This window comes from Streptomyces sp. NPDC002701 (genome assembly GCF_042889045.1).
Classification (GTDB): domain Bacteria; phylum Actinomycetota; class Actinomycetes; order Streptomycetales; family Streptomycetaceae; genus Streptomyces.
This window is the reverse complement of sequence record NZ_JBIAQL010000002.1, coordinates 88793-113167: the sequence shown is the minus strand read 5'-3', so window position 1 is coordinate 113167 and position 24375 is coordinate 88793. Positions and strand designations below refer to the sequence as shown.

Genomic DNA, 24375 nt, shown 5'->3' with positions numbered 1-24375 from the left:
CCGGCCCTCGTGGGGGCTGAGCGCGCAGTTCCCCGCGCCCCTGGCGGGGGCCGGGGACGTCGGCGGGGTTCGCCGGCCGGCCCGGGGCGGGCCCCTCGGGGGGCGTGCGGTCGTCGGCCGCCGGCCCTCGTGGGGGCTGGGCGCGCAGTTCCCCGCGCCCCTGGCGGGGGCCGGGAACGTCGGCGGGGTTCGTCGGTCGGTTCGGGTTCAGTGTGTTTGTCGCTGAGGTGTAGCGGTCGTCCACGGAGTCGGACGCGGGTGCCGGTCCGGTGTCTCCCGTGGAGTCGTCGTACAGCTGCCCCCACCAGTCGTCCTGATGACCGGTCGGCCTCTCCCCCTGCTGGCTCATGCCCCTAATTGTCACCGTGGACGGCGGAAGGAAACGGGGCATCGGGAAAAACCGGTCGGCGGGACGCGGTACGGGACCGCCGGATGATCCCACCCCCCACGGGAGAACCACCCGGCGGCACCGGTGTGCCGCGGGATCCGGTGAACGCCCGGTGCCCACGACACGTTCTGGTCGGCCGGTCCACGCGCGGAACCGGTCCGTCCGGCCCGGGGGTGAGCTGTCCGCCCGGGGCCGGGCCGTGACCCCGGTGCGGGTTCCACCCGTTGCCCCGTTCATCCGCACCGGTCACGCCCTTTCGGGGATTGGCCGGTCCTCGACGGTCCGGGCACCGGCCCCGCCCCGGCGCCACCTTGGCAGACACCCGGACCGTACCGCGATGATGTGCCGAGGCGGTTTTACGCCGTGGCCGTTTTCCGCCACGGCAGGTCACCGGGGAGGGGCGTCGCCGTATGCGGGGAACGACAGGTCTGGCAGCGCTGGGGCTGGACGACACACACGAGTCGGCGTACCGCGCCCTGGTGTCCGTGGGCGCCGCCGACGTGCCCGATCTCGCGCGTCGGCTCACGCTCGGCGAGTACGACACCGAGCGCGCGCTGCGCAGACTGGAGCGGCACGGGCTCGCGGCCCAGTCGTCGGCGCGGCCCGGCCGCTGGGTCGCGGCACCGCCCGGCGTCGCGCTGGGCGCGCTCCTCACCCAGCGGCGCCACGAACTGGACCAGGCGGAGCTGACGGCCGCGCTGCTCGCCGAGGAGTACCGCGCGCAGGCCACCGAGCCCGCCGCGCTCGACCTGGTGGAGGTGGTGACCGGCGCCGCCGCGGTCGCGCAGCGGTTCCTGCAGCTCCAGCTGGGCGCGAGCGACGAGGTGTGCGCCCTGGTCACCGGCAACCCGGTGGTCGTCTCCGGGACGGACAACGACGCGGAGGAGCAGGCCGCGGACCGCGGCGTCCGCTACCGCGTGGTGGTCGAGCGCTCGGTCCTGCACCTCCCGAACGGCATCGCCGAGCTGTCCGCCGCTCTCGGCCGCGACGAACGCGTACGGGTCGTGGACACCGTGCCGACGAAGCTGGTGATCGCCGACCGTGCCCTCGCCATGGTGCCGCTGACCTCCCAGACCCTGGAGCCCGCCGCGCTCGTCGTGCACGCGAGCGGGCTGCTCGAGTCGCTGTCGGGCCTGTTCGAGTCGGTGTGGCGGGACGCCCTGCCACTGCGCCTCGGCGCGCCGGGAACCGTCACGGAGGAGGAGCGGGACGGACCCGACGGCACCGACCTGGAGATCCTGTCCCTGCTCCTCGCCGGGCTGACCGACGCGAGCGTCGCCAAACAGCTCGACCTGGGGCTGCGGACCGTACAGCGGCGGGTGAAACGGCTGATGGAGCTGACGGGTGTGACGACCCGGCTCCAGCTCGGCTGGCACACGTACGAGAGGGGCTGGGTGGCCCGGGGTCCGCAGGACTGACCTGCGTCTTCGCCTCTTCTCGGGCACTCTGGACAGATGGGAGCGTGGGAACTCCTGCTGGTCGGTGTGGTGCTGCTGCTCGGCCTCGGCGGAGTGCTGGTGCCCGGCGCACCCGGGCCGTGGCTCGTGTGGGCCGCGGTCCTGTGGTGGTCGTTCGAGGACCCCGGCGCGCTCTCCTGGGGTGTCCTGGTGGGCGCCACCGGCACGCTCCTCCTCGCCCAGGTGATCCGCTGGCGGCTGCCGCCCCGCAGGCTGCGTTCGAGCGGCGCCACCCCCCGGATGGCGGTGTACGCGGGCCTCGGCGCGCTGCTCGGCTTCTTCGTCGTCCCGGTGCTGGGCGCGATCCCCGGCTACCTCGGCGGCGCCTATCTCGCCGAGCGGCTGCGGCTCGGCGGGCACGGGGAGGCGATGGCCTCGGTGCGTGCGGTGATGCGCCGGGGCGGGACGAGTGTGCTGGTGGAGCTGTTCGCGTGCCTGCTGATCGCGGGGGCCTGGCTCGGCGCCGTGCTCTGGGGCTGACCGGACACCGGCGGCGTGCCCTCACGGGATCAGGGCGGCGAGGTCGACGCTGTCGGCCAGTGCCCGCATGCCGGCGTCGTTGAAGTGGAGGTGGTCGCCGGGATCGTAGGCGGGCCGCATGCGCTCCGGCCGGGAGGGGTCGCGGACGACGGCGTCGAAGTCGGCGACCGCGTCGAACAGCCCGCCGGTACGGATGAGCCGGTTGACCGACCGGCGTACCCGCTCCCGGGCCGCCGTGTGGCTCCCGTGGCCGCCGAACGGGGTGAGGGTGGCGCCGACGACCCGGATCCCGCGGGCGTGGGCCCGCCGGACGATCTCGCGGTACGCCGCCGCGAGGGCGGCCGGGTCGGTCTGGTTCGGGGCGCTCTTGATGTCGTTGACGCCCTCCATCACGATCAGCGTGCGCACTCCCGTGCGGGAGAGCACGTCGGCGTCGAGCCGGGCCAGTGCGCTGGGCCCGCGGCCTTCGAGCAGCAGCCGGTTGCCGGCGACGCCCGCGTTCAGCACGCCCGGCCGGTGGCCCGCGGGCCGGGCGCGCAGCCGTTCGGCGAGCCGGTCGGGCCACCGGCGGTCGGTGCTCGGTGTCGAGCCGGAGCCGTCGGTGAGGGAGTCGCCGAGCGCGACGACGCTCCCGGGGTTCCCCTCGGCCGCCGGACGGCGTACGTCGACACCGGTGACGTAGTACCAGGAGCCGGTGGTGGCCGTGTACGAGGTGCCGTCCGCCTCCGCGACGCGATCGCCGTCCGGGGCGAGGAAGTTGGTCTGCAGCGCGTCGCGGTGGTAGGTGGCGGGGCCCGGTTCGCCGGGGGTGTGGAGGGTGACGAGGAGGTTCGCGGCGGCCGGGACGTCCAGGGTGACGGCGTCGCTGACGGCGTCCTCGCCGGCCGGCACCGTGTGCTTCTTCCGGCCGCCGAAGGTGAGCGTGCGCATCGTGCCGGGGAGGGCCCTCGGGCTCGTGGGCGCGTTCGGCTCCTGGCGGGCGACGGTGGCCGCGCCGAGCACGAGCGGCAGGGTGCCGAGCCGGTTGGAGACCCGGACGCGGACGGCCGTACCGCCGGCACTCGTGTGGACGACGTTGCGGATCGACGCGCCGGGGAGCGGGGCGGCGGTACCGGAGGCGGCGCCCTCCCAGGTGCCGGTCCAGTACGCGGGAGCCAGCCGCGTCGCCGCCGGCTTCGCCGCCCGCGGGGCCGCACCGTCGGGGACGGCGGGCGGGGCCGCGCGGTCCGGGGCGGTCCGGGGTCCCGCGTGGGTCGCGGCCGTGCCCGCCAGCGTGAGTGCCAGTGCGCCGGCCAGGGCGGCCAGGGCCCGGCCGGCGTCTCTTCGTCCGGCCTCGACCATGCGTTCCTGCCTTCCGCCGACGGATCCCGAGGGTGCGGGTCAGATGACCCGGGGTCAGGATCCGGTGCGCGGCGCGCGGGAACCGTGTTTGGCTGCTGACATGACCGCATTCAGTGAAGCCGAACGGATGTACCTGAAGTCCCAGCGGCTGGGCCGCCTCGCCACCGTCGACCAGCACGGCCAGCCGCAGGCGAACCCCGTCGGCTTCCACCCGCAGGACGACGGAACCATCCTGATCGGCGGCTATGCCATGGGGAGCACCAAGAAGTGGCGCAACCTCCAGAAGAATCCGAAGGTCGGTCTCGTGATCGACGACATCGTCAGCCTCCGTCCCTGGAAGGTGCGCGGGGTGGACATCCGTGGGGAGGCCGAACTCCTGACCGGACCGCACGAGTTGGGCCCGCACTTCAGCGAGGAGCTGATCCGTGTCCATCCCCGGCGGATCCACAGCTGGGGTCTTGAGGAGTGACCGGCGGCCCGCCGGGCGGCGTCAGCGGCCTTCGAGGGCGAGGAGCCGCACCTTGCGTTCCAGTCCGCCCGCGTACCCGGTGAGGGATCCGTCGGCGCCGATCACCCGGTGGCACGGGCGGACGATCAGCAGCGGGTTGGCGCCGATCGCGCCGCCGACGGCCCGCACGGCCACGCGCGAGGCACTGATGCGCGCGGCGATCTCGCCGTAGGTGGTGGTCGTCCCGTAGGGAACGGAGTCGAGGGCCTGCCAGACCCGTTCCCGGAACTCGGTGCCGCTCGCCCGCATGGGAAGGTCGAACTCCTGCAGTTCGTGGGCGAAGTACGCGGCGAGCTGCCGCCCGGCCTCCGCGAACGGCTCCGGTGTGCGCCGCCAGCCGGGCCCGACCGTGCGTCCGCCCTTCTGGCCCGGCACGGAGAGGGAGGTCAGCACCCCGGACTCGTCCGCGGTGAGCAGGAGTTCGCCGACGGGGCTGTCGAGGGTGGTGTAGTACGTGGTCACGTGTCTTCGCTTTCCGGCTGAGCCGCTTCGAGGTGCCGCAGGGCGTAGGAGCGCCAGGGACGCCAGGTGTCGGGGACGGGCGCGCCGGGCGGGCCCACGTCGGGGTCGCCGAGCGCGCGGGTACGGATGACGGCCACCACCTGGGCGTCCAGGCCCGGCAGGGCGAGCAGCGCGGTCCGCGCCGCCTCCCGGTCCGCTCCCGGGTCGAGCCGCAGGCTCCCGTCCGCGAGGGCGGTGGCGAGGGTGCCCAGGGTGCCGCCGGACCGCGCGAGGGCGGCCGGCTCGGGAAAGACGTGCGTGAGCGTCCCGCAGGGCGAGTCCAGCGCCTTCCCGTACGCCCGCACGAGCCGCCCGGCCTCGTGCCGTCCGACGAGCGCTCGGACGGCCAGTTCCTCCGGGTCGGCGGCGCCGGGCGACCGCAGTCCCGGTCTGGCGGCCACCAGCGGGGCCAGCCGCGGGTCCGCGCCGAGCCGCTCGTCCACCGCGTACGGGTCGGCGTCGAGGTCGAAGAGGCGGCGCAGCCGCTGCACGGCGGTGGTGAGGTCCCGCAGGTCGGTGAGGTGCAGCCGGGCGTCGAGCCAGCCGCTGCGGTGGGCGGACGCGTCCGACAGCCGCTCCCGCACGGCGACGATCCCCGTCCCGTACGGCAGCCGCAGGGTACGGCGGTAGGTGCGCGAGCCGGGGACGCCCGTCACCTCCTCGACGCCGGCGACGGCCTCGGCGGCCAGCAGGGCGAAGACGGCGGCGGCCTGGTACGGGCCCCGGTGGGCGAGGCGCAGCGGGATGCCCGCCGTCGGGGTGGCAGCGGGGCGCGCCCCGCTGCGGCGCGCTGCGGCGCGCAGTCCGGTGGGCGTGGTCGCGTACACCGTCCGGACCGTGTCGTTGAACTGCCGCACGCTCGCGAACCCGGCGGCGAACGCGATCTCCGTGACGGGCAGGTGGGTGGTCTGCAGCAGTACGCGTGCGGTGTGGGCGCGCTGGGCCCGGGCCAGGGCGACCGGTCCCGCGCCCAGCTCGGCGGTGAGCTGCCGCTGCACCTGCCGGGCGCTGTAGCCGAGGCGGCCGGCGAGCCCGGTGACGCCCTCGCGGTCCACGACCCCGTCACCGATCATCCGCACCGCGCGCCCGACGACGTCGGCGCGTACGTTCCACTCGGCGGACCCGGGCGCGGCGTCCGGGCGGCACCTGCGGCAGGCCCGGAACCCCGAGCCCTGCGCGGCCGCCGCGGTGGCGTAGTAGCGCACGTTCTCCCGTTTGGGGGTCACCGCGGGACAGCTCGGGCGGCAGTAGATCCCCGTCGTCTCCACGGCGAAGAAGAACGCCCCGTCGAACCGGGCGTCCCGGCTGCGTACGGCTCCGTATCCGGTCTCTTCGTCGATCAGCACCCCTCCAGTCTGCGTCGTCGCCGGCGGACGGGCTGGCGGATTTCGGACGCGACGTTCGCGCCGCGTCCCGCGGGTGCGGGGCAGGACCGCAAGGCCCCGCACCCGCACCCGCACACGCATCGGCACCGGCGGCCGAGGGACTCAGCGCCGGGTCCGGCCCCCGCGCTTGGCGTCCATCGCGGCCCGCCCCTCGGCTCCCCGGCGCTTCCACTCCTTGCGCAGTTCGGCGCGGGCGCGCGCGTCGGTCTTGGCCACGATCCGCTGGTTCTCCCGCAGGAGCTTGCGGTAGCTCTCAAGACGCCGCTCGGGAAGCACTCCCGAGTCCAGCGCGGCCAGTACCGCGCACCCCGGTTCGGCCACGTGCGCGCAGTCCTGGAACCGGCACCCCTGGGCGAGTTCCTCGATCTCGGAGAACACCTGCCCGACGCCGCTGCCGGCGTCGAAGAGCCCGACGCCGCGCAGCCCGGGTGTGTCGATGAGCACGCCGCCGCCGGGCAGCACGAGGAGGTTCCGGGTCGTCGTGGTGTGCCGGCCCTTGCCGTCGACCTCGCGTGCCGCCCGGACGGCCATCACGTCCTGTCCGAGCAGCGCGTTCGCGAGCGTCGACTTGCCCGCTCCCGACTGCCCGAGCAGCACGGACGTCCCGCCCGACACGATGGCGCCGAGCACGTCGAGACCGGCTCCGTCCGTGGAGCTGACCGGCAGCACCTGGACGCCCGGTGCCGCGGTCTCCACGTCCTGCACGAGGTATCCGAGGCCCGTGGCGTCCGGTACGAGGTCGGCCTTGGTCAGCACGACCAGGGGCTGCGCCCCGGACTCCCAGGCCAGGGCCAGGAACCGCTCGATCCGGCCGAGGTCGAGTTCCACGGCCAGGGACACCGCGATGATCGCGAAGTCCACGTTGGCGGCGAGGATCTGCCCTTCCGACCTCTTGGACGAGGTCGACCGCACGAAGGCGGTACGGCGTGGCAGGTACGCCAGCGCGTAGCGGGGGTCGCCGCCGGCGTCGACGACGGCCCAGTCGCCGGTGCAGATGACCCGCAGCGGGTCGTTCGGGGTGACGAACTCGGTGTCGACCCGGACGGGTCCGTCGGCGGTGACCACGTCGCACTGCCCGCGGTCGACCCGTACGACCCGCCCCGGCACGAGTCCGCGCTCCGCGTGCGGGGCGAACTCGGCGGCCCACGCGTCGTCCCAGCCGTAGGGCGCGAGCGGATGGGCCGAAGCCGCGGAGGACGCGGAAGAAGCAGCAGAAGCAGAAGCCGTAGAGGCTGGAGAAGCTGGGAAAGACAAGGGGTGACCCTTCGAAGGGTGGCCCCGGCACCGCGCTCACTGGCGCGGGAGGAGAGAGGTCAGCCGGAGACCACGGAGGTGGATGTGATGAACTTCCGGATGCGGGCAGCGCCCAGCACAGAGACAGCCATCGTTCACACCTCCCTGATCACAACAGATCACATCGGCCGACGTCAGCGGTGAGGTCGGTCCACCGCTCGGACAACCCGACCATAGCCCTCCGCCGCCACCGGGCCAACCGGTTTTCCGGACCCCGCTCAGCCGGAGTGCGTACAGCTGCGTCCGTTGAGCGTGAAGTCGACCGGCGTCGCGTTCCCGTCGCGCCACGAGGCGAGGAAGCCCAGGGCGAGCGAGCCGCCCGCGGCGACGGACTTGTTGTAGTCGGCGGCGCTCGCGGTCACACGCGAACCGTCCTGGACGACGTCGCCGTCCCACATCTGGGTCACCTTCTGCCCGTCGCGGAAGGTCCAGCCGACGCGCCAGGTGTCGAGGGCGTGGACGGACCTGACGGTGACGGTCGCCTGGAACCCGTCCGGCCACTCGCTGACCACGTCGTACCTGGCGTGGCAGACGGCCGGCTCGCTGGGGTCGGGCGCGGCGCCGTCCTGCTCGGCCGAGGAGGAGGAGTTCCCCTGGGCCTCCTTCTTCGACCCGGGAGCCGTCCCCGCGTCCGACTTCGGTGTCCGCGGGGTCGAGGTGGACGAGGTGGCCTCGCCGACCGATCCGGACCCGGAGCCCGTGGGCGGCGCCCCGAACGACGGCCCCTGCTCCCCCACGGGCTGCTGTCCCGCCGGTTCGGCGGAGGTGTCCGGGCCGTCGTCCGAGCCGAAGGGCACCAGCGTGACGGCGAGCGCGAGCAGCGAGACCCCGGCCGCCACGGCCAGCAGTCCGGCGCGCCCGATACGCGCCCTGCCGCCGCTGTCCGCCGCCCCGCCGGGCGGCTGGTCGTCCGGGTCGGCTGCGGCGCTGCGGCTGAGCCCCGACTCGACGGCCCTGCGCCGCCGTTCCAGGTAGGCGAGCCCGCCCCAGCCGATGACTCCGCCCGCGAGCGCGGCCGGCAGTCCGCCGCCGGAGTGCTTCAGGCAGGCGGCGGCCTCCGCGCACTCGACACAGCGCGCCAGATGGCGGGAGAGGTCGTCCGGCACGTCGGCGGCGGGCGACCGGGTGACCGCGTCGAGCAGTCGCGCGTAGCTGCGGCACTCCTCGGCGAGCGGGGTGTCGAGGTGGTTGCGGTGGCAGCGGTCCCGGAACACCCCGCGCACCTGTTGCAGTTCGTCGACGACGCCCGCCGGGTCGAGACCGAGCCGCCGGGCCACCGCGGCCGTCGGCATGGCCTCGACCTCGGCCAGCCAGAGCAGCGCGGCGTCCGGTTCCTGCATGTCGCGCAGTCCGCGCAGGGCCAGCGGCCGGTGCAGGGGAGGTCCCGTGAAGCGCCGGGCCTTCTCGGAGTTGAGCCACAGACGCAGGTCCGGGTCGAGGCGGTCGCCCTGGCCCTGGGCCTCCCAGGCGGCGGTCGTCCGGCGTACGGCGGTCAGCAGGAGCGGTATGCGCGGCAGCCTTGGCGCGCGCGCCCGGCGTCCGAAGCTCCTGCCGCCGGTCCCGGCCTCCGCGGCCCGCGCTTCGCGTATGCCGCGGGAGAACGCCTCGGAGGCCAGCGGGCGGGCGTCGGCGGAGCCGCCGGTGCACAGGTCGGCGTAGGAGAGGACCGCGTCCCAGCACTCCGAGAACAGTGTGGCCTCGGCGGCGTCCTGAGGGGTCGGCAGGTCTGGCATGGGTGGGGGCTTCACCTGCATCCACAAGGGGGATCAACTCCGCTGTTCGTTACGGGAGTTGAAGGGGACGTCTCGCGACGGGGCGAGTTTTCCACGGTTCCCGCACAACTGACAAGCGGCACCCCCACGTCCGGATGCCGCCTGTCGCGCGCCCCCTGAGGCCCAGCGGCCTCACACGTACGTCCGTACGTCCCCGTCGGCCCCTCAGCCCACGGACACCTTTCCCGTGCCCTCTTCCTCCGCCGGGGTCTCGTGCGCCGGGAGGCTGTCCATGAACGAGCTCACCGAGAACACCGCGTTGCCCGGTCCGGGCGGGCCGTATCCGGGCGGCGAGGAGAGCCCGAAGTCCTCCATCGTCTGCCGGTACGCCTGGAGCAGCCGGATGTGGTACTCCAGCGGCGCGCCGTCCGGGTTGGTCCTGCCCAGCGGCGTCGTCGGCTCGGGGCACCAGGTGGTGAAGCGGGGCGTGATGCCCTGCGACATGAAGAACCGCAGGCCCTCGGTGGTGGACGCGATGGCCTCGTCGACCGTCTTGAAGCCGAAGGGCTCGGCCATCTCCACGCCCGCGACGAAGTTGGGGATGACGTTGCGCGCGCCGAAGATCTCGGCCGAGTCGAGGATGCGCCTGTGCCACTCGTCGCGGCCGACGTAGCGCTCCTTGCCCGGGCAGTACATCTTGAACAGGTACTCGTCCCACACCTCGTAGTTCGGGTGGTAGATCTGCACGCCGTGGTCCTTGAAGCGCTGCACGTCGTCGCGGGGCAGTGCCTGGGCGACGACCTTGCCGATCCACCGGCCGGGGAAGCGTTCCTCGATGGCCTTGGCGTACATCCCGTAGAAGTCGGCCTCGTCGCGGCCCTGCAGCTTGGAGGTGATCGCGCCACCGGTCAGCGTGTACGCGGTGGATGCCTTGGCCGTGTCGTACCGGTCGATGATCTCCAGGGCCTCCAGGACCTCGTCGACGTCCTTCACCCCGGTGTACGGGCGGCCGGCCGCCTTGTGCTGGCGCCAGTTGTGGTTGATGTCGCAGTACTGGCACTCCTCCTTGGCGCCGAAGTACTGGCAGACGCGGAAGACCGTCAGGTAGATCAGGTAGCCCCACTGGATCGTCGGGGCCACCTCCATGACGGACTTCCCGCTGGAGAGCTTGTGCCGGTAGTACTCCGGCATCGGCGGCACGCCGACGTCCGAGATCCGCTTCCCGTCGAGGTACAGCCCGAGCAGGCCGTCCGGGCCCGCGGCGACCCGGTACGGCGAGGACGGGTTGACGCGGACGGACACCACGGTGCGCCGCAGGTCGTACGGGCCGCCGGTGAGGATGATCTCCTCGGGCGGCCGGCGCAGGGCGGCCTCGCCCAGCTCGGGCAGGGTGCCGTGGTCGAAGGAGAAGATGAAGTACGACTTCGGCTTGACGTCGCCGTTCTCGTTGTCGCTGAGCGCGGAGTCGTCGAAGGCCACGCCTCCCCGGAGGAGGTCCTCCTTGAAGACGGCCTCCCGCGGTACGTGCGGGAACCTTTCCATCAGATCCTCGACCAGCGCGGTTCGGCTGCCCATCCCGTCCTCCTCGCTCCCGGCGACCGTGTTCGACTCCTCACGGTATGCCCCGCCTCCGCCGGACCCGGGGCCGGGGCCCCCGATGAGGTCCGGGGTAGGTTCCTGACGTGCCCGTCTTCCGCGGGTACGGCACTTTTCGGGAGGGACGCGGGATGGGCGAGACTCTGAGGAACTGGGCGGGGAACGTCACCTACTCCGCCAAGGAGCTGCGGCGGCCGGAGTCGCTCGGCGCGCTGCGGTCCCTCGTCGCGCGCGGTGAGCGCGTGCGGGTGCTCGGCAGCGGGCACTCGTTCAACCTGATCGCCGACCCCGGCAGCGAGGGCGTACTGCTCTCGCTGACCGCGCTGCCGCCGTCGGTCGAGGTCGACGCGGCGGCCCGTACGGTCCGGGTGGCGGGCGGGGTGCGGTACGCGGAGCTGGCGCGGGCGGTGCACGGGCGGGGGCTCGCACTGCCGAACATGGCCTCCCTGCCGCACATCTCGGTGGCGGGTTCGGTGGCGACCGGCACGCACGGCTCGGGGAACACGAACGGTTCGCTGGCGTCCCCCGTGCGGGAGGTCGAGCTGGTCCTCGCCGACGGGTCGGAGCTGACCGTCGGCCGCGACGACGCCCGCTTCGGCGGGGCCGTGACCTCGCTGGGCGCGCTCGGTGTCGTCACCGCGCTCACCCTCGATCTGGAGCCGGACTTCGAGGTCGCCCAGCAGGTGTTCGGGCCGCTGCCGTTCGCGGAGCTGGACTTCGAGGCGGTGTCGGCGTCGGCGTACAGCGTGAGCCTGTTCACCGACTGGCGGCAGTCCGGGTTCGTGCACACCTGGGTCAAGCGGCGTACCGACGTGCCGTGGGACGGGTTCCCGTGGGCGGAGCCCGCCACCGAGGCGGTGCATCCGGTGCCGGGGATGCCGGCCGTGAACTGCACCCAGCAGTTCGGGGTGCCGGGGCCCTGGCACGAGCGGCTGCCGCACTTCCGGCCCGAGTTCACGCCGAGCAGCGGCTCCGAGATCCAGTCGGAGTACCTGCTCCCGCGCACGGACGCCGTGGCGGCGCTGGCGGCCCTCGACGCGATACGCGGGACGATCGCGCCGGTGCTGCAGATCTGCGAGGTGCGCACGGTCGCCGCCGACGGACAGTGGCTGAGTCCGGCGTACGGGCGGGACACCGTGGCGTTCCACTTCACGTGGGTGGACGACGCGGGGGCCGTGCTGCCCGTGGTGCGGCGGATCGAGGAGGCGCTGGCGCCGTTCGGCGCGCGGCCGCACTGGGGGAAGGTGTTCGCGGTGCCGGCGGGGGTGTTGCGTGCGCGCTACCCCCGGCTGGGGGAGTTCGCGGCGCTCGCGTCGGCGCTGGACCCGGCGGGGACGTTCCGTAACGCGTTCGTGGACGAGGTGCTGGGGTAGTCGGGGCTCTTCGGTGGTTTCACCCGCTCCCCGTTCCGGCAGTACTTCCTGGGGTTCCCGTCAGCGTTCCCCGGGTCCGCGCGGTCACCGTCGTGTCCGTGCGGACCGGCATCGAGGGCCGACCTAGGAGAACGATGTCTTTCCGCAACACCGATCCCGCCGACGCCGCCTACGTCGAGGACGTCTCGCCGGGGAGCGGCGCGCTGCCGCCCCGGGCGTGGTACGCGTCCTCGGACGCCGCCTCCCTGTCCCTGAACGGCAGATGGCGGTTCCGGCTGTCGCCGACGGCCGACGCCGAGGACGACTCGTTCGCCGCTCCGGGCTACGACTGCGGGGACTGGGCGGAGGTGGCGGTACCGGGGCACTGGGTGCTCCAGGGCGACGGGGCCTTCGGCGCCCCGGTCTACACGAATCACCGCTATCCCTTGCCGGTGGATCCGCCGAGGGTGCCGACGGAGAACCCGACCGGTGACCACCTGCGGTTCTTCGACCTGCCGGCCGACTGGCCCGCGCCCGCCGCCCCGGACGCGGGCGGGGAGGGCGGCGCGGTCCTGCGTTTCGACGGGGTCGAGTCCTGTGCGCGGGTGTGGCTGAACGGGACGGACCTCGGCGAGTTCAAGGGGTCCCGGCTGCCGCACGAGTTCGCGGTCGGGCACCTGCTGGAACCGTCCGGGAACGTGCTGGCCGTGCGGGTCCACCAGTGGTCGGCGGGCTCCTATCTGGAGGACCAGGACCAGTGGTGGCTGCCCGGTGTCTTCCGGGACGTCACGCTGCTGCACCGGCCGGCGGGCAGCGCGCTCGACTTCTTCGTCCACGCCTCCTACGACCACCGCGAGGGCACCGGGACCCTGCGCGTCGACTCCGACGTCGACGGCCGGGTCCTCGTGCCGGGCCTGGACATCGATGTCGAGACCGGGCAGGTCATCACCGTGCCCGTGCGGCCGTGGACCGCCGAGACACCCCACCTGTACGACGCCACGCTGGTGACCGGCGGGGAGCGGGTGCCCCTGCGGATCGGTTTCCGTACGGTCGTCCTGGAGGACGGCCTGATCAAGGTCAACGGACGGCCGGTCCTCTTCAAGGGGGTCAACCGGCACGAGTGGCATCCCGAGCACGGCCGCGCCCTGGACCTCGCGACCATGCGCGAGGACGTGCTGCTGATGAAGCGGCACAACGTGAACGCGGTCCGCACCTCCCACTACCCGCCGCACCCCGCCTTCCTCGACCTGTGCGACGAGTACGGGCTGTGGGTCATCGACGAGTGCGACCTGGAGACCCACGGTTTCACCGGGCAGGGCTGGCGCGACAACCCGGTGGACGACGACCGCTGGACGCCGGCGCTCCTGGACCGGGCGGCCCGCATGGTGGAGCGCGACAAGAACCACCCCTCGGTCGTCGTCTGGTCGCTGGGCAACGAGGCCGGCACCGGGCGCGGGCTCACCGCCATGGCCGAGTGGATCCGCGGCCGGGACGGATCACGGCTCATCCACTACGAGGGTGACGCGAACTGCCGTGACACGGACGTCTATTCACGGATGTACGCGGACCACGCCGAGGTCGACCGGATCGGCCGGGGCCTGGACGGCGGCCCGCTCGGCCGGCGCCGCCTCCCGTTCATCCTGTGCGAGTACGGGCACGCCATGGGCAACGGACCGGGCGGGCTCGCCGACTACCAGCGGATCTTCGAGGAGCACGACCGGATCCAGGGCGGCTTCGTCTGGGAGTGGATCGACCACGGCATCAGGGACGAGCGGTACGGCTTCGCGTACGGCGGTGACTTCGGGGAGGAGCTGCACGACGGGAACTTCGTCTGCGACGGGCTGCTGTTCCCCGACCGCACGCCGTCGCCGGGGCTCGTCGAGTACAAGAAGGTCGTCGAGCCGGTCCGGATCGAGGGCGACGGCGCCGGTGGAACGGTCCGGGTGACCAACACATTCGACTTCGCGGACCTGTCGGCGCTGGCGTTCGCGTGGTCGTACGAGGTCGACGGTGAGGCGGTGGAGACGGGCGCCCTGGACGTGCCCGCGCTCGCGCCGGGCGAGACCGCCGACGTGAAGCTGCCGGAGCCGCCGGTGGACGGCCGGGGAGCGGAGACCCGGTGGACGGTCCGGGCGGCGCTCGCGGGCGACTCGGCCTGGGCTCCCCGCGGGCATCTCGTGGCGTGGGCACAACTCCCGGTCTCCGAAAGGCCGTTGGTGAGCGTTCCCGCGAGTGCGCGGCCCGCTCCCGACGGCCGGGGCGGCATCACCCTGGGACCCGGCGTCTTCAGCGCCAGGACGGGCGAGCTGACGGCGGTGGACGGGATCGACGTCGTCGGCCTGAAGCTGGACGTGTGGCGGGCCCCCACCGACAACGACGACGGCGCGTCCTGGCAGCCCGACGCCCGCCACGGCCCGCTCTGGCGCACACTCGGCCTGCACCGGATGCGACACCGCCTGGAAGCGGTCGAGCCGGGCGAGGACGCCCTGACGGTACGGACCCGGGTGGCGCCGGCCGCGGCGGAGGTGGGCCTGCGCACGGTCTACCGGTGGACGTCCGACGGGACCCGGCTGCGGCTGACCGTATCCGTGGCGCCCGAGGGCGACTGGCAGGTGCCGCTGCCCCGGCTCGGCATCCGCTTCGGACTGCCGGCCGGTGACCGGGTGCGGTGGCACGGCGGCGGCCCCGGCGAGGCGTACCCCGACACCGCCGCCGCGTCGATGCTGGGCCGGTGGGAGGCCACGGTGGACGAACTGCAGACACCGTACGTGCGGCCGCAGGAGAACGGCGCCCGCGCCGATGTCCGCTGGGCGGAGATCGGTCAGGGGGCGGGCCGCCCGGCCCTGCGGGTGGAGGGCGAGCCGGAGTTCTGGTTCACCGCCCGCCGCTGGACGAGCGAGCAGCTGGACGCGGCGGAGCACCTGACGGACCTGACGCCGGGCGACACCGTGTGGGTCAACCTCGACCACGGTCAGCAGGGCATCGGCTCGCAGTCGTGCGGGCCGGGCGTGCTGCCCCGCTACCGGTTGCGGGTACGGCCCGCCGAGTTCTCGTTCGTGTTCTCCACGCCGTAGGCCGGGGGGGGCGGGTCCTGGAACGGGTCCGCCGCGGGCCGCGTAGAGTGCGGCGCCGTGTCTGTCGCCCCGCCCCACCGCGCCCTGTGGAACGACCCGCAGTTCCTGCTGCTCGCCTCCGCCCGGACCATCTCCGTCCTGGGCAACGGCTTCGCCCGGGTGGCCCTCGGGTTCGCCGTGCTGGCCCTGCCCGGGGCGACCCCGGGGCGGCTGTCCCTCGTGCTCGCCTGCCAGGCGCTGCCCCAGCTGGTGTTCGTCCTGGCGGGCGGGGTGATCGCGGACCGGATGTCCCGGGCCCGGCTGATGGTGGTCGCCGACACCGTCGGGGCGGCGGCCTACGCCGGGCTGGCGGGGCTGGTGCTGTCCGGGCACGCGCCGCTGGCCGCGATGTGTGTGCTGGCGGTGGTGGCCGGGACGGCGACGGCGCTGTTCTCGCCGGCGATGGACGGGCTGGTGCCGCTGGTCGTGCCGGCGGACCGGCTCCAGCAGGCCAACGGGCTGCTGCGGGTCGGCACGAACACCTCCCTCCTCCTCGGCCTGGCCCTGTCCGGTGTCGCCGTCGCGTGGCTGGGGGCCGGCTGGGCGCTGGCCCTCAACGCCGCGTCCTTCGTCGTGAGCGCCGTCCTCACCGCCCGCCTGCGCGTCCTCGCGCCGCCGCGGGCGAAGGGGTCGTCGGGCTGGGAGGACCTGAAGGAGGGCTGGCGGGAGTTCGCCTCCCGGCAGTGGCTGTGGGTCGTCGTCGCCCACTCCGCGCTGGTGGTCGCCGGACTCAACGCCACCGTCGGTGTCCTCGGCCCCCTGGTCGCGGAGCAGGAGGCGGGCGGCGCGCGGGCCTGGTCGGTCGTCGTGGCGGCCCAGGCGCTCGGCACCGTCGCCGGCGCGGGTCTCGCGGTCCGGGTACGGGTGGCCAGGCCGGTGCTGGTGGCGGTCCTCGCCACGTTCCCGGCCGCGCTGCCGATCGCCCTGCTCGCCGCGTCGGCGCCGCCGTGGGCGACGGCCGCCGCGATGTGCTGCTCGGGCGTCACCACGGCGGTCGGCGCGGTGCTGTGGTCCACCACGCTGCAGCGGGAGATACCGGAGGCGGCCCTGTCCCGCGTCAGCTCGTACACCTGGTTCGGCGCGCTGGGCTTCGCCCCGCTGGGGCTGCTCGTGGCGGGGCCCGTCGCCGGCGCGGTGGGTATCCGGCAGGCGCTGGCCGGCTGCGCGGCCCTGGTCGCCCTGGCCGCCGCCGCGGCCCTGCTGTCACCGCAGGTCCGAAGGCTCACGCTCGGCGCCGGGCCACCCGCGGCGAGCCGTGCGGCGGACCGGGAGGCGGCCTGAACTCCCGCGCTCCCGGTCTCGGTGCCCGTCAGGACCGGGCGAGGACGCAGAACTCGTGCCCCTCCGGGTCGGTCAGGCACGTCCAGGGGACGTCCCCCTGGCCGACGTCGAGGTCGGTGGCGCCGAGGGCCCGCAGCCGGGCCACCTCCGCCTCCTTGTCGTCGTCCGGCCCGGGCACCAGGTCGAGATGGACGCGGTCCGGCACGGTCTTCACACCGCCGGGCGTGCGGAGGAACTCAAGGTAGGGGCCGACACCCTGGGCGGAGCGCAGCACCGCGTGGTCGTCGGTCACCTCGCACAGGGTCCAGTCCACCGCCTCGTCCCAGAACCTGGCCATGGCCCGCGGGTCCACGCAGTCCACCACCACCACGGCGATCGGCCCGGTGTCGCGGTGGACCTCCCGGGGCTCCAGCACACAGAACTCGTTGCCCTCCGGGTCGGCGAGCACCGTCCACGGCACGTCACCCTGCCCCACGTGGACGGGCGTCGCGCCGAGGGCCCGCAGCCGGGCGACCAGCTCCGCCTGATGGGCCGCGGAGGCGGTGGCGAGATCGAGGTGCACCCGGTTCTTCGTCGCCGTCCTGGGTTTTGGTACGGCTATGACGTCGACGCAGACGCCCACCGGGTCCAGCCAGTCGAAGCCCGGCGGTTTCACGGCGGTCGCACCGGATCCGCCGCCGGAGAGCTCCCACCCGAGCGCCTCGGCCCAGAACCGGCCGACCGCCACGTCGTCGACAGCCTTCACGTTCACCAGAACAGGTCGCAGTGCCATGCCGGCGATCCTATGCACCCGCTCCGCGACGCACGTCCGCTCCCGGCACCCGCACCTCCGCCCACACGCTCTTGTACGTGCCTCCCGGACACAGCGCCGTTCCCCACCGGTCGGCCAGCGCGGCGACCAGCAGCAGGCCCCGGCCGCCCTCGTCGTCCTCGCCCGGCGCCTCCCGCAGGACGGGCAGCCGCTCGGGCAGGGCGTCGGCCACCTCCACCCGCACGGTGTCCTCGCCGGACCGCAGCAGCAGCCGTACGCGGAAGTCGCGTCCCCTGACCCGCCCGTGCCGTACCGCGTTGGCCGCCAGTTCCGCGACGACCAGGGTCACGGACTCGCTCGCCCCTCCGTCGTACGGGAACCCCCACATGTCCATCCGGTTCGCGACCAGCCGCCTCGCCAGCCGGGCCCCGCGCGGGGTGCAGCTGAAGAGCTGGGTGAACGTACGTACGGTGACGGGGACTTGGACCCCGGTTTCTCCTCGCATGGGTCAACGGTCCCGGTCGGCCGGGCGGTCGACCAGGTCCGACACTCGTACGGCACCCCGCGTACGAGTTCACTCTGTGGACAGTAGGAGTTACCTTCCGTGACGATGGGCGCATGACCAACAGCACGGCGAACGAGCCCGAACCGTCGGACAGTCTGAAGACGTTCGGACTGGTCCACAAGGCGTTCCGCAAACGGGCGGGCCTGACGCAGGAGGAGTTCGCACCGCTGGTGCGGTACCAGCCGGCGACGGTGGCGTCCATCGAGCAGGGCCGCCGCCTGCCGCCGCGGGTGTATGTCGAGCGGGCGGAGGAGGTGCTTGACGCGTTCGGGGTCCTGCGGGCGGCGGCGAAGTACGCCACGCGGCAACCCGGGTTGGCGTCCTGGTTCCGTGGATGGGCGGACCTGGAGGAGCGGGCCGTCACTCTGCATACGTACGAGTGCCGGGTCGTGCCGGGCCTCCTGCAGACGGACGCGTACGCACGGGCGGTGATCTGGAGCGTGCCGCCGCTGCCCACGGAGGAACAGGTCGAGCAGCGTGTGGTCGCACGTCTCGCTCGTCAGGAGTTGCTCAGCACTCGGCGAGAGCCTCCGGCGGCGTTCAGTTTCATCATCGAGCAGGCGGTGCTGGAGCGGCGCACCGGCGGCGAGGACGTCACGCGAGAGCTGATCGACCATCTGCTGGAGGTGAACGACCGGCACTGGAACATCGAGTTGCAGCTGATGCCCCTCCGGCAGACCACACACTCAGGTCTCGATGGCCCGGTGCAACTGTTGGAGTCCCAGGAGAACGAGTGGTTCGCGTACTCGGAAGGGCAGCAGACCGGCGTGTTGATCTCCGACCGGAAAGAGATCAGTTTCATCCAGCAGCGGTATGCCAAGATGCGCTCACAGGCTCTCACGCCCGACGACTCCGTGAGCCTGCTCCGGGAGATGCGAGGAGCGCTATGAGCACCACCACGAAACGCGCCTGGTTCAAGAGCAGTTACAGCGGCTCGCAGGGCGACGACTGCGTAGAGGTAGCCCTCGTGTGGCGCAAGTCGACGTACAGCAGTGGCAGCCAGGGCGACTGCGTCGAAGTCGCCGCCTGCCCCGCCACCGTGCACGTCCGTGACTCCAAGAACACCCGCGGTCCCGAACTCGCCCTCTCCCCCACCGCCTGGGGCGACTTCGTCGCGCTGGTCAGTGGTCCGCGCAGCACGGCGTAGGGTCCGGGACCTCGAACGGCACCAGTACCCCTCCCACCGCCGGCATCAGGGTCAGGACCAGTTCGCCGTCCTGCCACTGCGGCCGTACGTGGTCCCGGGTCACCACGAGCTGGTCCGGCGGGGGTTCGCCGGGGGCACCGAGCACCACCACCCTGCCGATCGCGGAGCGAGCCAAGAGCTCCGCGATCGTCACCGTGCCGGTCAGCCCGGACGCGCCCGGGTAGACGACGGCCCGGCCCACCCCGTCGGGTGCGCCGGCCGTCACCTCGTACCCCTTGGCGGCGAGGCGCCGGGCGGTCTCCTCGAACGCCGTCCGTGTCGTCGTCGCGAAGGACAGCACGACCCGCGGCCGCTCCCCGCGCACCAGGTGCGTGCAGCCGAACGCGTCCTCGGGAAGGCCGAGTTCGGCTGCCAGCTCCAGCAGCAGGTGGTCGGCCGCGCGCAGCTCACGCACGTCGGCGTCGACCGTGCCGACGCAGGGCGGCTGGGTCACGCGGGCAGGACCCAGACCGGGTTGGAGTAGAACCACAGGTCCTTCCACGGGTCGGCGTCGCCCACGACGTCGATCGCGGGACCGGCGGGATCGACCCCCGCACCGCGTGATCCGACGGCGGACCGGTTGCCGTCGGAGCCGCGCAGGCGCAGGTAGACCGGGCGGTCGACGCGGCCGAGGGAGTACGTGATGCGGACCGTGCCGGTGGACTTGTTCACCTCGTACGACTTGACGACCTTGGTGGTCGGCGCGACGAGAGTGTCCTTGTCGGCGGCCGGGCCGGTGACGTCGCCCTGGATGACGTCGACGCGGGCCAGCTTGGGGACGAACCCGGCCCAGTTGGCGTCCTGCGCGAGCGCGATGTCCACGGTCAGGGTGACGTTCGTGCCCTTCCTGACGTGCAGCGCGCCGCCGAGCGTGGCCCAGCGGCTGCCGCCGGAGACCCGCACGTCGAGGCCGCTGATGAGCTGGCCGTGGTCGACCCACACCCGGCCGGCGCGGATGCCGTCCATCACGGCGGCGTACGAGAAGTCCTCGGCGCCGACGTGCGTCCTGCTGTACTGGCCGGGCCAGTAGTCGCCCTGGGTGACGTCGATCCGGCCGTTGTAGACGGGGTCCTGGTAGCGGCCGTCGGTGTTGAAGTCGCCGCCGCCGCGCGCGGCGGTGTCCGCGTAGACCTGGTGCGAGTCGGAGTTGGCGCTGATCCACCACGCCTTGCCCTCGGCGAGCAGGCTGTCCCAGAGGCCGCCGACCGTGGCGGTCATCCAGTCGAAGCCGCCCCAGGTGCGGTAGCTCTCCGGCGGGTAGCCGGCGAAGGAGTTGGCGCTCGGGTTGTTGTCGTAGATGCCGCGGGCCCGGCCGGGGCCGAGCGGCGCGGGGAGGCCGGCGGCCTGGTGGCCGGGGGCGCCCTCGAAGCCGACGGCTATCTGGTGGCTCGCGGGGGTCGCGTCACGCCAGGCGCGGATCTCGTGCGGGGAGTCGACACCGCGCCGCGCCGGGTGGTTGGCGAGCATCAGCGCGTCCTTGACCTTGCGGCGCTGGACCTGCTCGCCGAGGAACGCCAGGCCCGCGACGGCGAGCGCCTCGTTGGCGGGCGTCGAGTCGGAGGCGTTCTTCACGCTGCCGTCGTAGTCCGTCTCGAACTGCTTGAGGACGGAGACCTCGTTCTTGCCGGGGTGCACGAAGACCGTGCCGTGCTCGGCGCCCGGGATGTTCCACTCCAGGCCCTGGAAGACGAGGGTGTCCTCGTAGGCGTCGCGGGCCGCCTTGATGTCCGGGTTGACCTTGTCGACGCCGATCTTGGCGTGCGCCACGCTGCCGTGGTCCGTGATGACCAGCCAGTCCATGCCGTGCTTGGCGCCCTGGCGGACCTGGTCGACGACGCGGTACTTGCCGTCGCTGCTGTACTGCGTGTGGATGTGGTGGTCGCCGGCCAGCCAGAGGAAGCCCTTGCCCTTGCGGCCGTGGGAGGAGGTCCGCGCACCGGCCGCGGTCTGCGCGGCGGCCGTTCCACTCGCCGCCTGGCCGAACGCGCCCACCGTGGCCAGACCCGCGCCGAGCAGGCCCGCGCGGCGCAGCATGGAGCGGCGCGACTGCTGCTCGGGGGTCAGCGCCTCGTCGGGTACGGAGGTGTCGAAGGCAGCGGGGAGCGGGGCGCTCTCGTGCTGGTGGTCGTGGTCGTGACCGTGGTGGTGATGCCCGTGCCCGTGACTGTGTCCGTGCCCCATGTCGGCCTCCTGTGTCCGGCGCCGCCGGTGCGGTCGCGCGCTATGGAGACTCGATGCGAAACATGAACGGTGGACGACACGGGGGTGATCATCGGGCGACTCCGGCACGGCGGCTCGCCCCTGCCGACAACGCCGCCTCAACTACGTTGTACAGCACCCTAGTTGACTTCCGCCCGCCGCGCCTTCCCGCTCGCCGTGTTCGCTCCGGTGCCGGAGGCACCCCCAGCGACACCCTCGCCCCGCGGGCTCGTTACCCTCTCCGAGGTGTCGCCCAGGCGCCCTGGGGACGCGCAGGGAAGGGATCGCGGATCATGGCCCGTGCCGGGCTCACGACCGACCGGGTCGTCGCGGCCGCCGCCGACCTCGCGGACGAGGTGGGCTTCGAGAACGTGTCGCTGTCCGCGCTGGCCCGGCGGTTCGGGGTGAAGGACGCGAGCCTGTACTCGCACGTCAGGAACCTGCACGACCTGCGGACCCGGATCGCGTTCCTCGCGGGCGGCGAGATGATCGACCGGATCGCCGAGGCCGTGGCCGGACGCGCCGGCCAGGACGCGCTGGCCGCCTTCGCCGACGCCTACCGTGCGTACGCCCTGGAGCACCCCGGCCGGTACGCGTCCACCCAGCTCCGTATCGACCAGGACCTCGCGGCCACGTCCCCGGCCTTCGCGCGGACGGCCGAGGTCACGTACGGGATGCTGCGCGCGTACGGTCTGGCGGAGCCCGACCTGACCGACGCGGTCCGCCTGCTGCGCAGCACGTTCCACGGCTACTGCGCCCTGGAGGCCGCGGGCGCCTTCGCCGCGTCGAGGGACGTACGCACCTCGTGGGACCAGGCGATCGCCGCCCTCCACATCACCCTGACCCACTGGCCGCACGAGAAGCGACCGCCCCACTGAGATGGAGGACGATGCCCCATGCGATCCGACGGCTGGCACCTCACCGAAGACCCGCACGACGTCCTCGACCGCGCCGGGGAGTTCCTGCGCTCGCGTCCCGCCCTGCACACCACGTCGCTGACCACGTTCGAGAAGCTCCGGACCCGCGCGGCCGACGGGGACGGCGGCGAGGCCGCGCTCTTCGGCCGGCTGGAGTCCGGGGGCGAGGTGCAGGCCGTCTTCTCCTGTCTGCAGACCCGCCGGCTGGGCCCGACCGCCCTGACTCCCGAGCAGGCGGACACCCTCGCCGCCCTCCTGGCCGACGCCGGCCGCCCCCTCACCGGCGTCACCGCTGACCACGACACCGCCACCGCCTTCGCTGAAGCCTGGCAGCGGCACACGGGCGCGGTGCCGGTGTTCCGGCAGGGGCTGCATCTCTACCGCCTGGGCACGCTCACCCCTCCGGAGCCCTTCCCGGAGGGACGGGGCCGCGTGGTGGAGGCGTACGACGACGAGCAGACCATCCGCTGGTGCCGGGAGTTCTGCGTCGCGGTCGGGGAGGACGTCTCCACAGCCGCCATCGACGCGGGGTCCTGGGCGGACACCCGCTTCGCCGACAAGCACTTCACGTTCTGGGAGACCCCGGACGGCACACCGGTCTCCCTGGCCGGCTCGACCTCGATGGTCGGCGGCATGGTCCGGGTCGACCCCGTCTACACCCCCTCCCACCTGAGAGGGCGCGGGTACGCCGCCGCCGTGACGGTGGAGGTGAGCCGGGCGGCGCTGGCGGCGGGCGCGACCGACGTCGTCCTGTACACGGACCCGGCCAACCCCACCAGCAACGCCCTCTACCGGCGCCTCGGGTACGTCCGGATCACCGACGTCGCCGTGTACGACTTTCCGCAGGCCCCGTAACCCCACACGTCCCGCGTACCACTTAGACTGGAAGCTTCGCCGGTGCCACGTGCCGCCCTTGGGGGGAGGGAGCGGGCCATGTCCCAACAGCAGCTTAGGCGGAGTCCGTTGAGACCTGATCCCGAGCCGCACGTCCCGCACGGGCCACGTCCCGCACGCCTCGTGCGGTGGCTGGGCGGATTCGGTTCCGCCGCCGCGGGCTACGCGGTGTTCCAGTCCCTGGTGGGCGTCCTGCCGGACACCATCGGCGGCCAGTCCGCGCGCTACACCATCGCCGTGGTGAGCGGGCTCGGGACGGCCCTCGCGGCCTGGCTCTCGGCGGCGCTGCTCCGGGCCCGGCACGCCGCCGTCCCTCCGGCCGGCACAGGGCGGTCACCGGCCGCGGGCGCGGACCCCTCGGGTCCCGGGCCGCTCCCCGATCTCTTCTCGGCCGCGTACCGCACCCTCGCCGAGCAGATCTGCGTGGTCGACGACCCCGTACGCGGGCGGCTCACCGGCTGGTCGCACTCCCTCGGTGAGAGCGGCCCCGGCCGGCCCACCTCCGTCGGCACCGCGTACGGCCTGCACATCATGCTCGACCTGGGGATGCCGGAAGGACGGATCGGCGCGGGCGACCTGGTGGACACCCTGTGGCGGCTGCGTCTGCCGGACGGCGGCTGGTCGGCGCGCTCGCAGGGCTCCCAGGCCCGCCCGGAGGTGACCGCCCACGTACTGGGCGCGCTGGCCCGGGCAGGGGCGTCACGGGAGCGGCTCGCCGCGGAGGTGGCGCTCTGCGAGGCCGGCTTCACCCAGGAACTGGACCGGACAGGACGGGAGTTGACGCATGTCGTGACGACCGTGCTGCGCGGTCTGCTGCGCGCCGCTCCCGACTCGGCCGCGCTGCCCCTGCTGCGCGACCATCTCGTCGGGGGCGCGGTCACCGACCCGCGCCGTGAGCACCGCCGCTGCTGGGGATACCGGCTCGCGCCGTTCCACGGCCCGCCGTCGCCCCTGCACACCGCCCAGGCGGTGGTCGCGCTCGACCGCGCGGCCCGTGTCCTGGGCGGCGAGAGCGGCAACGCGCGTGCGGCCCGCGAGGACGGTGTGCGCTGGCTGCTGGCCTGCCCGGACGCCCCGCACGACACCTGTCTCGACCTGGCCAACCTCCGCGAGGAGGTCCGCAGGCCGCGCACCGACGACCCGTCCCGCCACGAGGTGCTGAACGTCCGGCACTTCACGGCGTCCTGGATCGTCCGCGCCCTCCTCACCCCCGGCGCCCGCGACCTCGCACGCGAGGACGGCGTGGAGGAGACCTGGCACGAACTGCTGGACGGCGCGGCGAGCGCCGTGTGGGCCGGGCAGACGGACGGCATATGGACCTGGATGCGGGACGACACCAGTGAGCTGCGCCGCCCCATGTGGATGACCTATCAGGGTCTTTCGGCGCTGCGGGCGCATGCCGTATGGATGTACCAGCCGTCGTTGCGGCAACCGAGTGGCTGAGCCGGGAGGAACA

21 protein-coding genes and 1 pseudogene are annotated in these 24375 nt (G+C 73.5%); 11 read left to right on the top strand and 11 right to left on the bottom strand.

Annotation, left to right across the window (positions count from 1 at the left end):
- Positions 1 to 349: pseudogene (locus ACFYXC_RS04955) on the bottom strand (hypothetical protein); the annotation flags it as partial.
- 449 nt (positions 350 to 798) lie between these two features.
- Between ACFYXC_RS04955 and ACFYXC_RS04950 the strand changes: the two are divergent.
- Positions 799 to 1806, top strand: coding sequence for a helix-turn-helix domain-containing protein (locus tag ACFYXC_RS04950; protein ID WP_388907855.1), 1008 nt, complete (start codon positions 799 to 801; stop codon positions 1804 to 1806).
- 36 nt (positions 1807 to 1842) lie between these two features.
- Entirely contained in the window at positions 1843 to 2325 is a 483-nt protein-coding gene (locus ACFYXC_RS04945) for a DUF456 domain-containing protein (protein WP_389547025.1), read from the top strand.
- Between the two features lie 21 nt (positions 2326 to 2346).
- Here ACFYXC_RS04945 and ACFYXC_RS04940 read toward each other — a convergent pair whose 3' ends face one another.
- On the bottom strand, positions 2347 to 3666 hold the full coding sequence (locus tag ACFYXC_RS04940; RefSeq protein WP_389547022.1) for an SGNH/GDSL hydrolase family protein: 1320 nt from the start codon (positions 3664 to 3666) through the stop codon (positions 2347 to 2349).
- 100 nt (positions 3667 to 3766) lie between these two features.
- Here ACFYXC_RS04940 and ACFYXC_RS04935 point away from each other — a divergent pair, with 100 nt between their 5' ends.
- Positions 3767 to 4135 carry a PPOX class F420-dependent oxidoreductase gene (locus tag ACFYXC_RS04935; RefSeq protein WP_388907861.1) on the top strand — a complete coding sequence of 123 codons (369 nt, stop codon included), beginning with the start codon at positions 3767 to 3769 and terminating at the stop codon, positions 4133 to 4135.
- 21 nt (positions 4136 to 4156) lie between these two features.
- On the opposite strand, the gene ACFYXC_RS04930 is transcribed toward ACFYXC_RS04935, so the two are convergent.
- The 5 genes from ACFYXC_RS04930 to ACFYXC_RS04910 form a co-directional block, all read right to left on the bottom strand.
- The gene (locus ACFYXC_RS04930; RefSeq protein WP_389547019.1) at positions 4157 to 4636 is read right to left on the bottom strand and encodes a methylated-DNA--[protein]-cysteine S-methyltransferase; all 480 of its coding nucleotides are present in this window, start codon (positions 4634 to 4636) and stop codon (positions 4157 to 4159) included.
- The gene (locus ACFYXC_RS04925) at positions 4633 to 6015 is read right to left on the bottom strand and encodes a DNA-3-methyladenine glycosylase 2 family protein (RefSeq protein ID WP_389548378.1); all 1383 of its coding nucleotides are present in this window, start codon (positions 6013 to 6015) and stop codon (positions 4633 to 4635) included. The genes ACFYXC_RS04930 and ACFYXC_RS04925 overlap by 4 nt, the downstream gene beginning before the upstream one ends.
- 147 nt (positions 6016 to 6162) lie before the next feature.
- On the bottom strand, positions 6163 to 7314 hold the full coding sequence (gene rsgA / locus ACFYXC_RS04920) for a ribosome small subunit-dependent GTPase A (protein ID WP_389547016.1): 1152 nt from the start codon (positions 7312 to 7314) through the stop codon (positions 6163 to 6165).
- A gap of 257 nt (positions 7315 to 7571) precedes the next feature.
- On the bottom strand, positions 7572 to 9086 hold the full coding sequence (locus tag ACFYXC_RS04915) for a cellulose binding domain-containing protein (RefSeq protein ID WP_389547013.1): 1515 nt from the start codon (positions 9084 to 9086) through the stop codon (positions 7572 to 7574).
- 204 nt (positions 9087 to 9290) lie between these two features.
- The gene (locus ACFYXC_RS04910) at positions 9291 to 10640 is read right to left on the bottom strand and encodes a radical SAM protein (RefSeq protein ID WP_388907869.1); all 1350 of its coding nucleotides are present in this window, start codon (positions 10638 to 10640) and stop codon (positions 9291 to 9293) included.
- A gap of 152 nt (positions 10641 to 10792) precedes the next feature.
- Here ACFYXC_RS04910 and ACFYXC_RS04905 point away from each other — a divergent pair, with 152 nt between their 5' ends.
- The 3 genes from ACFYXC_RS04905 (at position 10793) to ACFYXC_RS04895 (ending at position 16407) form a co-directional block, all read left to right on the top strand.
- Positions 10793 to 12034: an FAD-binding protein gene (locus ACFYXC_RS04905; RefSeq protein WP_389547010.1), complete on the top strand. Its 1242-nt coding sequence runs from the start codon at positions 10793 to 10795 to the stop codon at positions 12032 to 12034.
- A 134-nt stretch (positions 12035 to 12168) separates the two neighbouring features.
- Positions 12169 to 15087 (top strand): glycoside hydrolase family 2 TIM barrel-domain containing protein, encoded by a 2919-nt coding sequence (locus tag ACFYXC_RS04900; RefSeq protein WP_389547007.1) that lies wholly within the window; start codon positions 12169 to 12171, stop codon positions 15085 to 15087.
- 57 nt (positions 15088 to 15144) lie between these two features.
- Positions 15145 to 16407, top strand: a complete 1263-nt coding sequence (locus ACFYXC_RS04895) for an MFS transporter (protein ID WP_389547004.1) — start codon at positions 15145 to 15147, stop codon at positions 16405 to 16407.
- Between the two features lie 28 nt (positions 16408 to 16435).
- On the opposite strand, the gene ACFYXC_RS04890 is transcribed toward ACFYXC_RS04895, so the two are convergent.
- Positions 16436 to 17179, bottom strand: a complete 744-nt coding sequence (locus tag ACFYXC_RS04890; RefSeq protein WP_389547001.1) for a VOC family protein — start codon at positions 17177 to 17179, stop codon at positions 16436 to 16438.
- Between the two features lie 10 nt (positions 17180 to 17189).
- Positions 17190 to 17663: an ATP-binding protein gene (locus ACFYXC_RS04885; RefSeq protein WP_389546998.1), complete on the bottom strand. Its 474-nt coding sequence runs from the start codon at positions 17661 to 17663 to the stop codon at positions 17190 to 17192.
- A 113-nt stretch (positions 17664 to 17776) separates the two neighbouring features.
- Between ACFYXC_RS04885 and ACFYXC_RS04880 the strand changes: the two genes are divergently transcribed.
- Entirely contained in the window at positions 17777 to 18613 is an 837-nt protein-coding gene (locus tag ACFYXC_RS04880; RefSeq protein ID WP_389546995.1) for a Scr1 family TA system antitoxin-like transcriptional regulator, read from the top strand.
- Positions 18610 to 18870 carry a DUF397 domain-containing protein gene (locus ACFYXC_RS04875; RefSeq protein WP_389546991.1) on the top strand — a complete coding sequence of 87 codons (261 nt, stop codon included), beginning with the start codon at positions 18610 to 18612 and terminating at the stop codon, positions 18868 to 18870. The genes ACFYXC_RS04880 and ACFYXC_RS04875 overlap by 4 nt, the downstream gene beginning before the upstream one ends.
- Here ACFYXC_RS04875 and ACFYXC_RS04870 read toward each other — a convergent pair.
- The gene (locus ACFYXC_RS04870; protein WP_389546988.1) at positions 18845 to 19363 is read right to left on the bottom strand and encodes a hypothetical protein; all 519 of its coding nucleotides are present in this window, start codon (positions 19361 to 19363) and stop codon (positions 18845 to 18847) included. The genes ACFYXC_RS04875 and ACFYXC_RS04870 overlap by 26 nt on opposite strands.
- Positions 19360 to 21090, bottom strand: coding sequence for a PHP domain-containing protein (locus ACFYXC_RS04865; RefSeq protein ID WP_389546985.1), 1731 nt, complete (start codon positions 21088 to 21090; stop codon positions 19360 to 19362). The genes ACFYXC_RS04870 and ACFYXC_RS04865 overlap by 4 nt, the downstream gene beginning before the upstream one ends.
- A 311-nt stretch (positions 21091 to 21401) precedes the next feature.
- Here ACFYXC_RS04865 and ACFYXC_RS04860 point away from each other — a divergent pair, with 311 nt between their 5' ends.
- The 3 genes from ACFYXC_RS04860 (at position 21402) to ACFYXC_RS04850 (ending at position 24362) form a co-directional block, all read left to right on the top strand.
- Positions 21402 to 21986 (top strand): TetR-like C-terminal domain-containing protein, encoded by a 585-nt coding sequence (locus ACFYXC_RS04860; protein WP_388907889.1) that lies wholly within the window; start codon positions 21402 to 21404, stop codon positions 21984 to 21986.
- Positions 21987 to 22004: 18 nt separating this feature from the next.
- The gene (locus tag ACFYXC_RS04855; protein WP_389546982.1) at positions 22005 to 22880 is read left to right on the top strand and encodes a GNAT family N-acetyltransferase; all 876 of its coding nucleotides are present in this window, start codon (positions 22005 to 22007) and stop codon (positions 22878 to 22880) included.
- 108 nt (positions 22881 to 22988) lie between these two features.
- Complete coding sequence (locus ACFYXC_RS04850) at positions 22989 to 24362, top strand: hypothetical protein (RefSeq protein ID WP_389546979.1); 1374 nt, start codon at positions 22989 to 22991, stop codon at positions 24360 to 24362.
- The last annotated feature ends 13 nt before the right edge of the window (positions 24363 to 24375 follow it).

Coding starts and splice junctions, on each gene's coding strand:
- ACFYXC_RS04950 (WP_388907855.1), top strand. CDS start 799: ATGCGGGGAACGACAGGTCTGGCAGCGCTGGGGCTGGACGACACACAC.
- ACFYXC_RS04945 (WP_389547025.1), top strand. CDS start 1,843: ATGGGAGCGTGGGAACTCCTGCTGGTCGGTGTGGTGCTGCTGCTCGGC.
- ACFYXC_RS04940 (WP_389547022.1), bottom strand. CDS start 3,666: ATGGTCGAGGCCGGACGAAGAGACGCCGGCCGGGCCCTGGCCGCCCTG.
- ACFYXC_RS04935 (WP_388907861.1), top strand. CDS start 3,767: ATGACCGCATTCAGTGAAGCCGAACGGATGTACCTGAAGTCCCAGCGG.
- ACFYXC_RS04915 (WP_389547013.1), bottom strand. CDS start 9,086: ATGCCAGACCTGCCGACCCCTCAGGACGCCGCCGAGGCCACACTGTTC.
- ACFYXC_RS04910 (WP_388907869.1), bottom strand. CDS start 10,640: ATGGGCAGCCGAACCGCGCTGGTCGAGGATCTGATGGAAAGGTTCCCG.
- ACFYXC_RS04905 (WP_389547010.1), top strand. CDS start 10,793: ATGGGCGAGACTCTGAGGAACTGGGCGGGGAACGTCACCTACTCCGCC.
- ACFYXC_RS04900 (WP_389547007.1), top strand. CDS start 12,169: ATGTCTTTCCGCAACACCGATCCCGCCGACGCCGCCTACGTCGAGGAC.
- ACFYXC_RS04890 (WP_389547001.1), bottom strand. CDS start 17,179: ATGGCACTGCGACCTGTTCTGGTGAACGTGAAGGCTGTCGACGACGTG.
- ACFYXC_RS04885 (WP_389546998.1), bottom strand. CDS start 17,663: ATGCGAGGAGAAACCGGGGTCCAAGTCCCCGTCACCGTACGTACGTTC.
- ACFYXC_RS04880 (WP_389546995.1), top strand. CDS start 17,777: ATGACCAACAGCACGGCGAACGAGCCCGAACCGTCGGACAGTCTGAAG.
- ACFYXC_RS04875 (WP_389546991.1), top strand. CDS start 18,610: ATGAGCACCACCACGAAACGCGCCTGGTTCAAGAGCAGTTACAGCGGC.
- ACFYXC_RS04865 (WP_389546985.1), bottom strand. CDS start 21,090: ATGGGGCACGGACACAGTCACGGGCACGGGCATCACCACCACGGTCAC.
- ACFYXC_RS04860 (WP_388907889.1), top strand. CDS start 21,402: ATGGCCCGTGCCGGGCTCACGACCGACCGGGTCGTCGCGGCCGCCGCC.
- ACFYXC_RS04855 (WP_389546982.1), top strand. CDS start 22,005: ATGCGATCCGACGGCTGGCACCTCACCGAAGACCCGCACGACGTCCTC.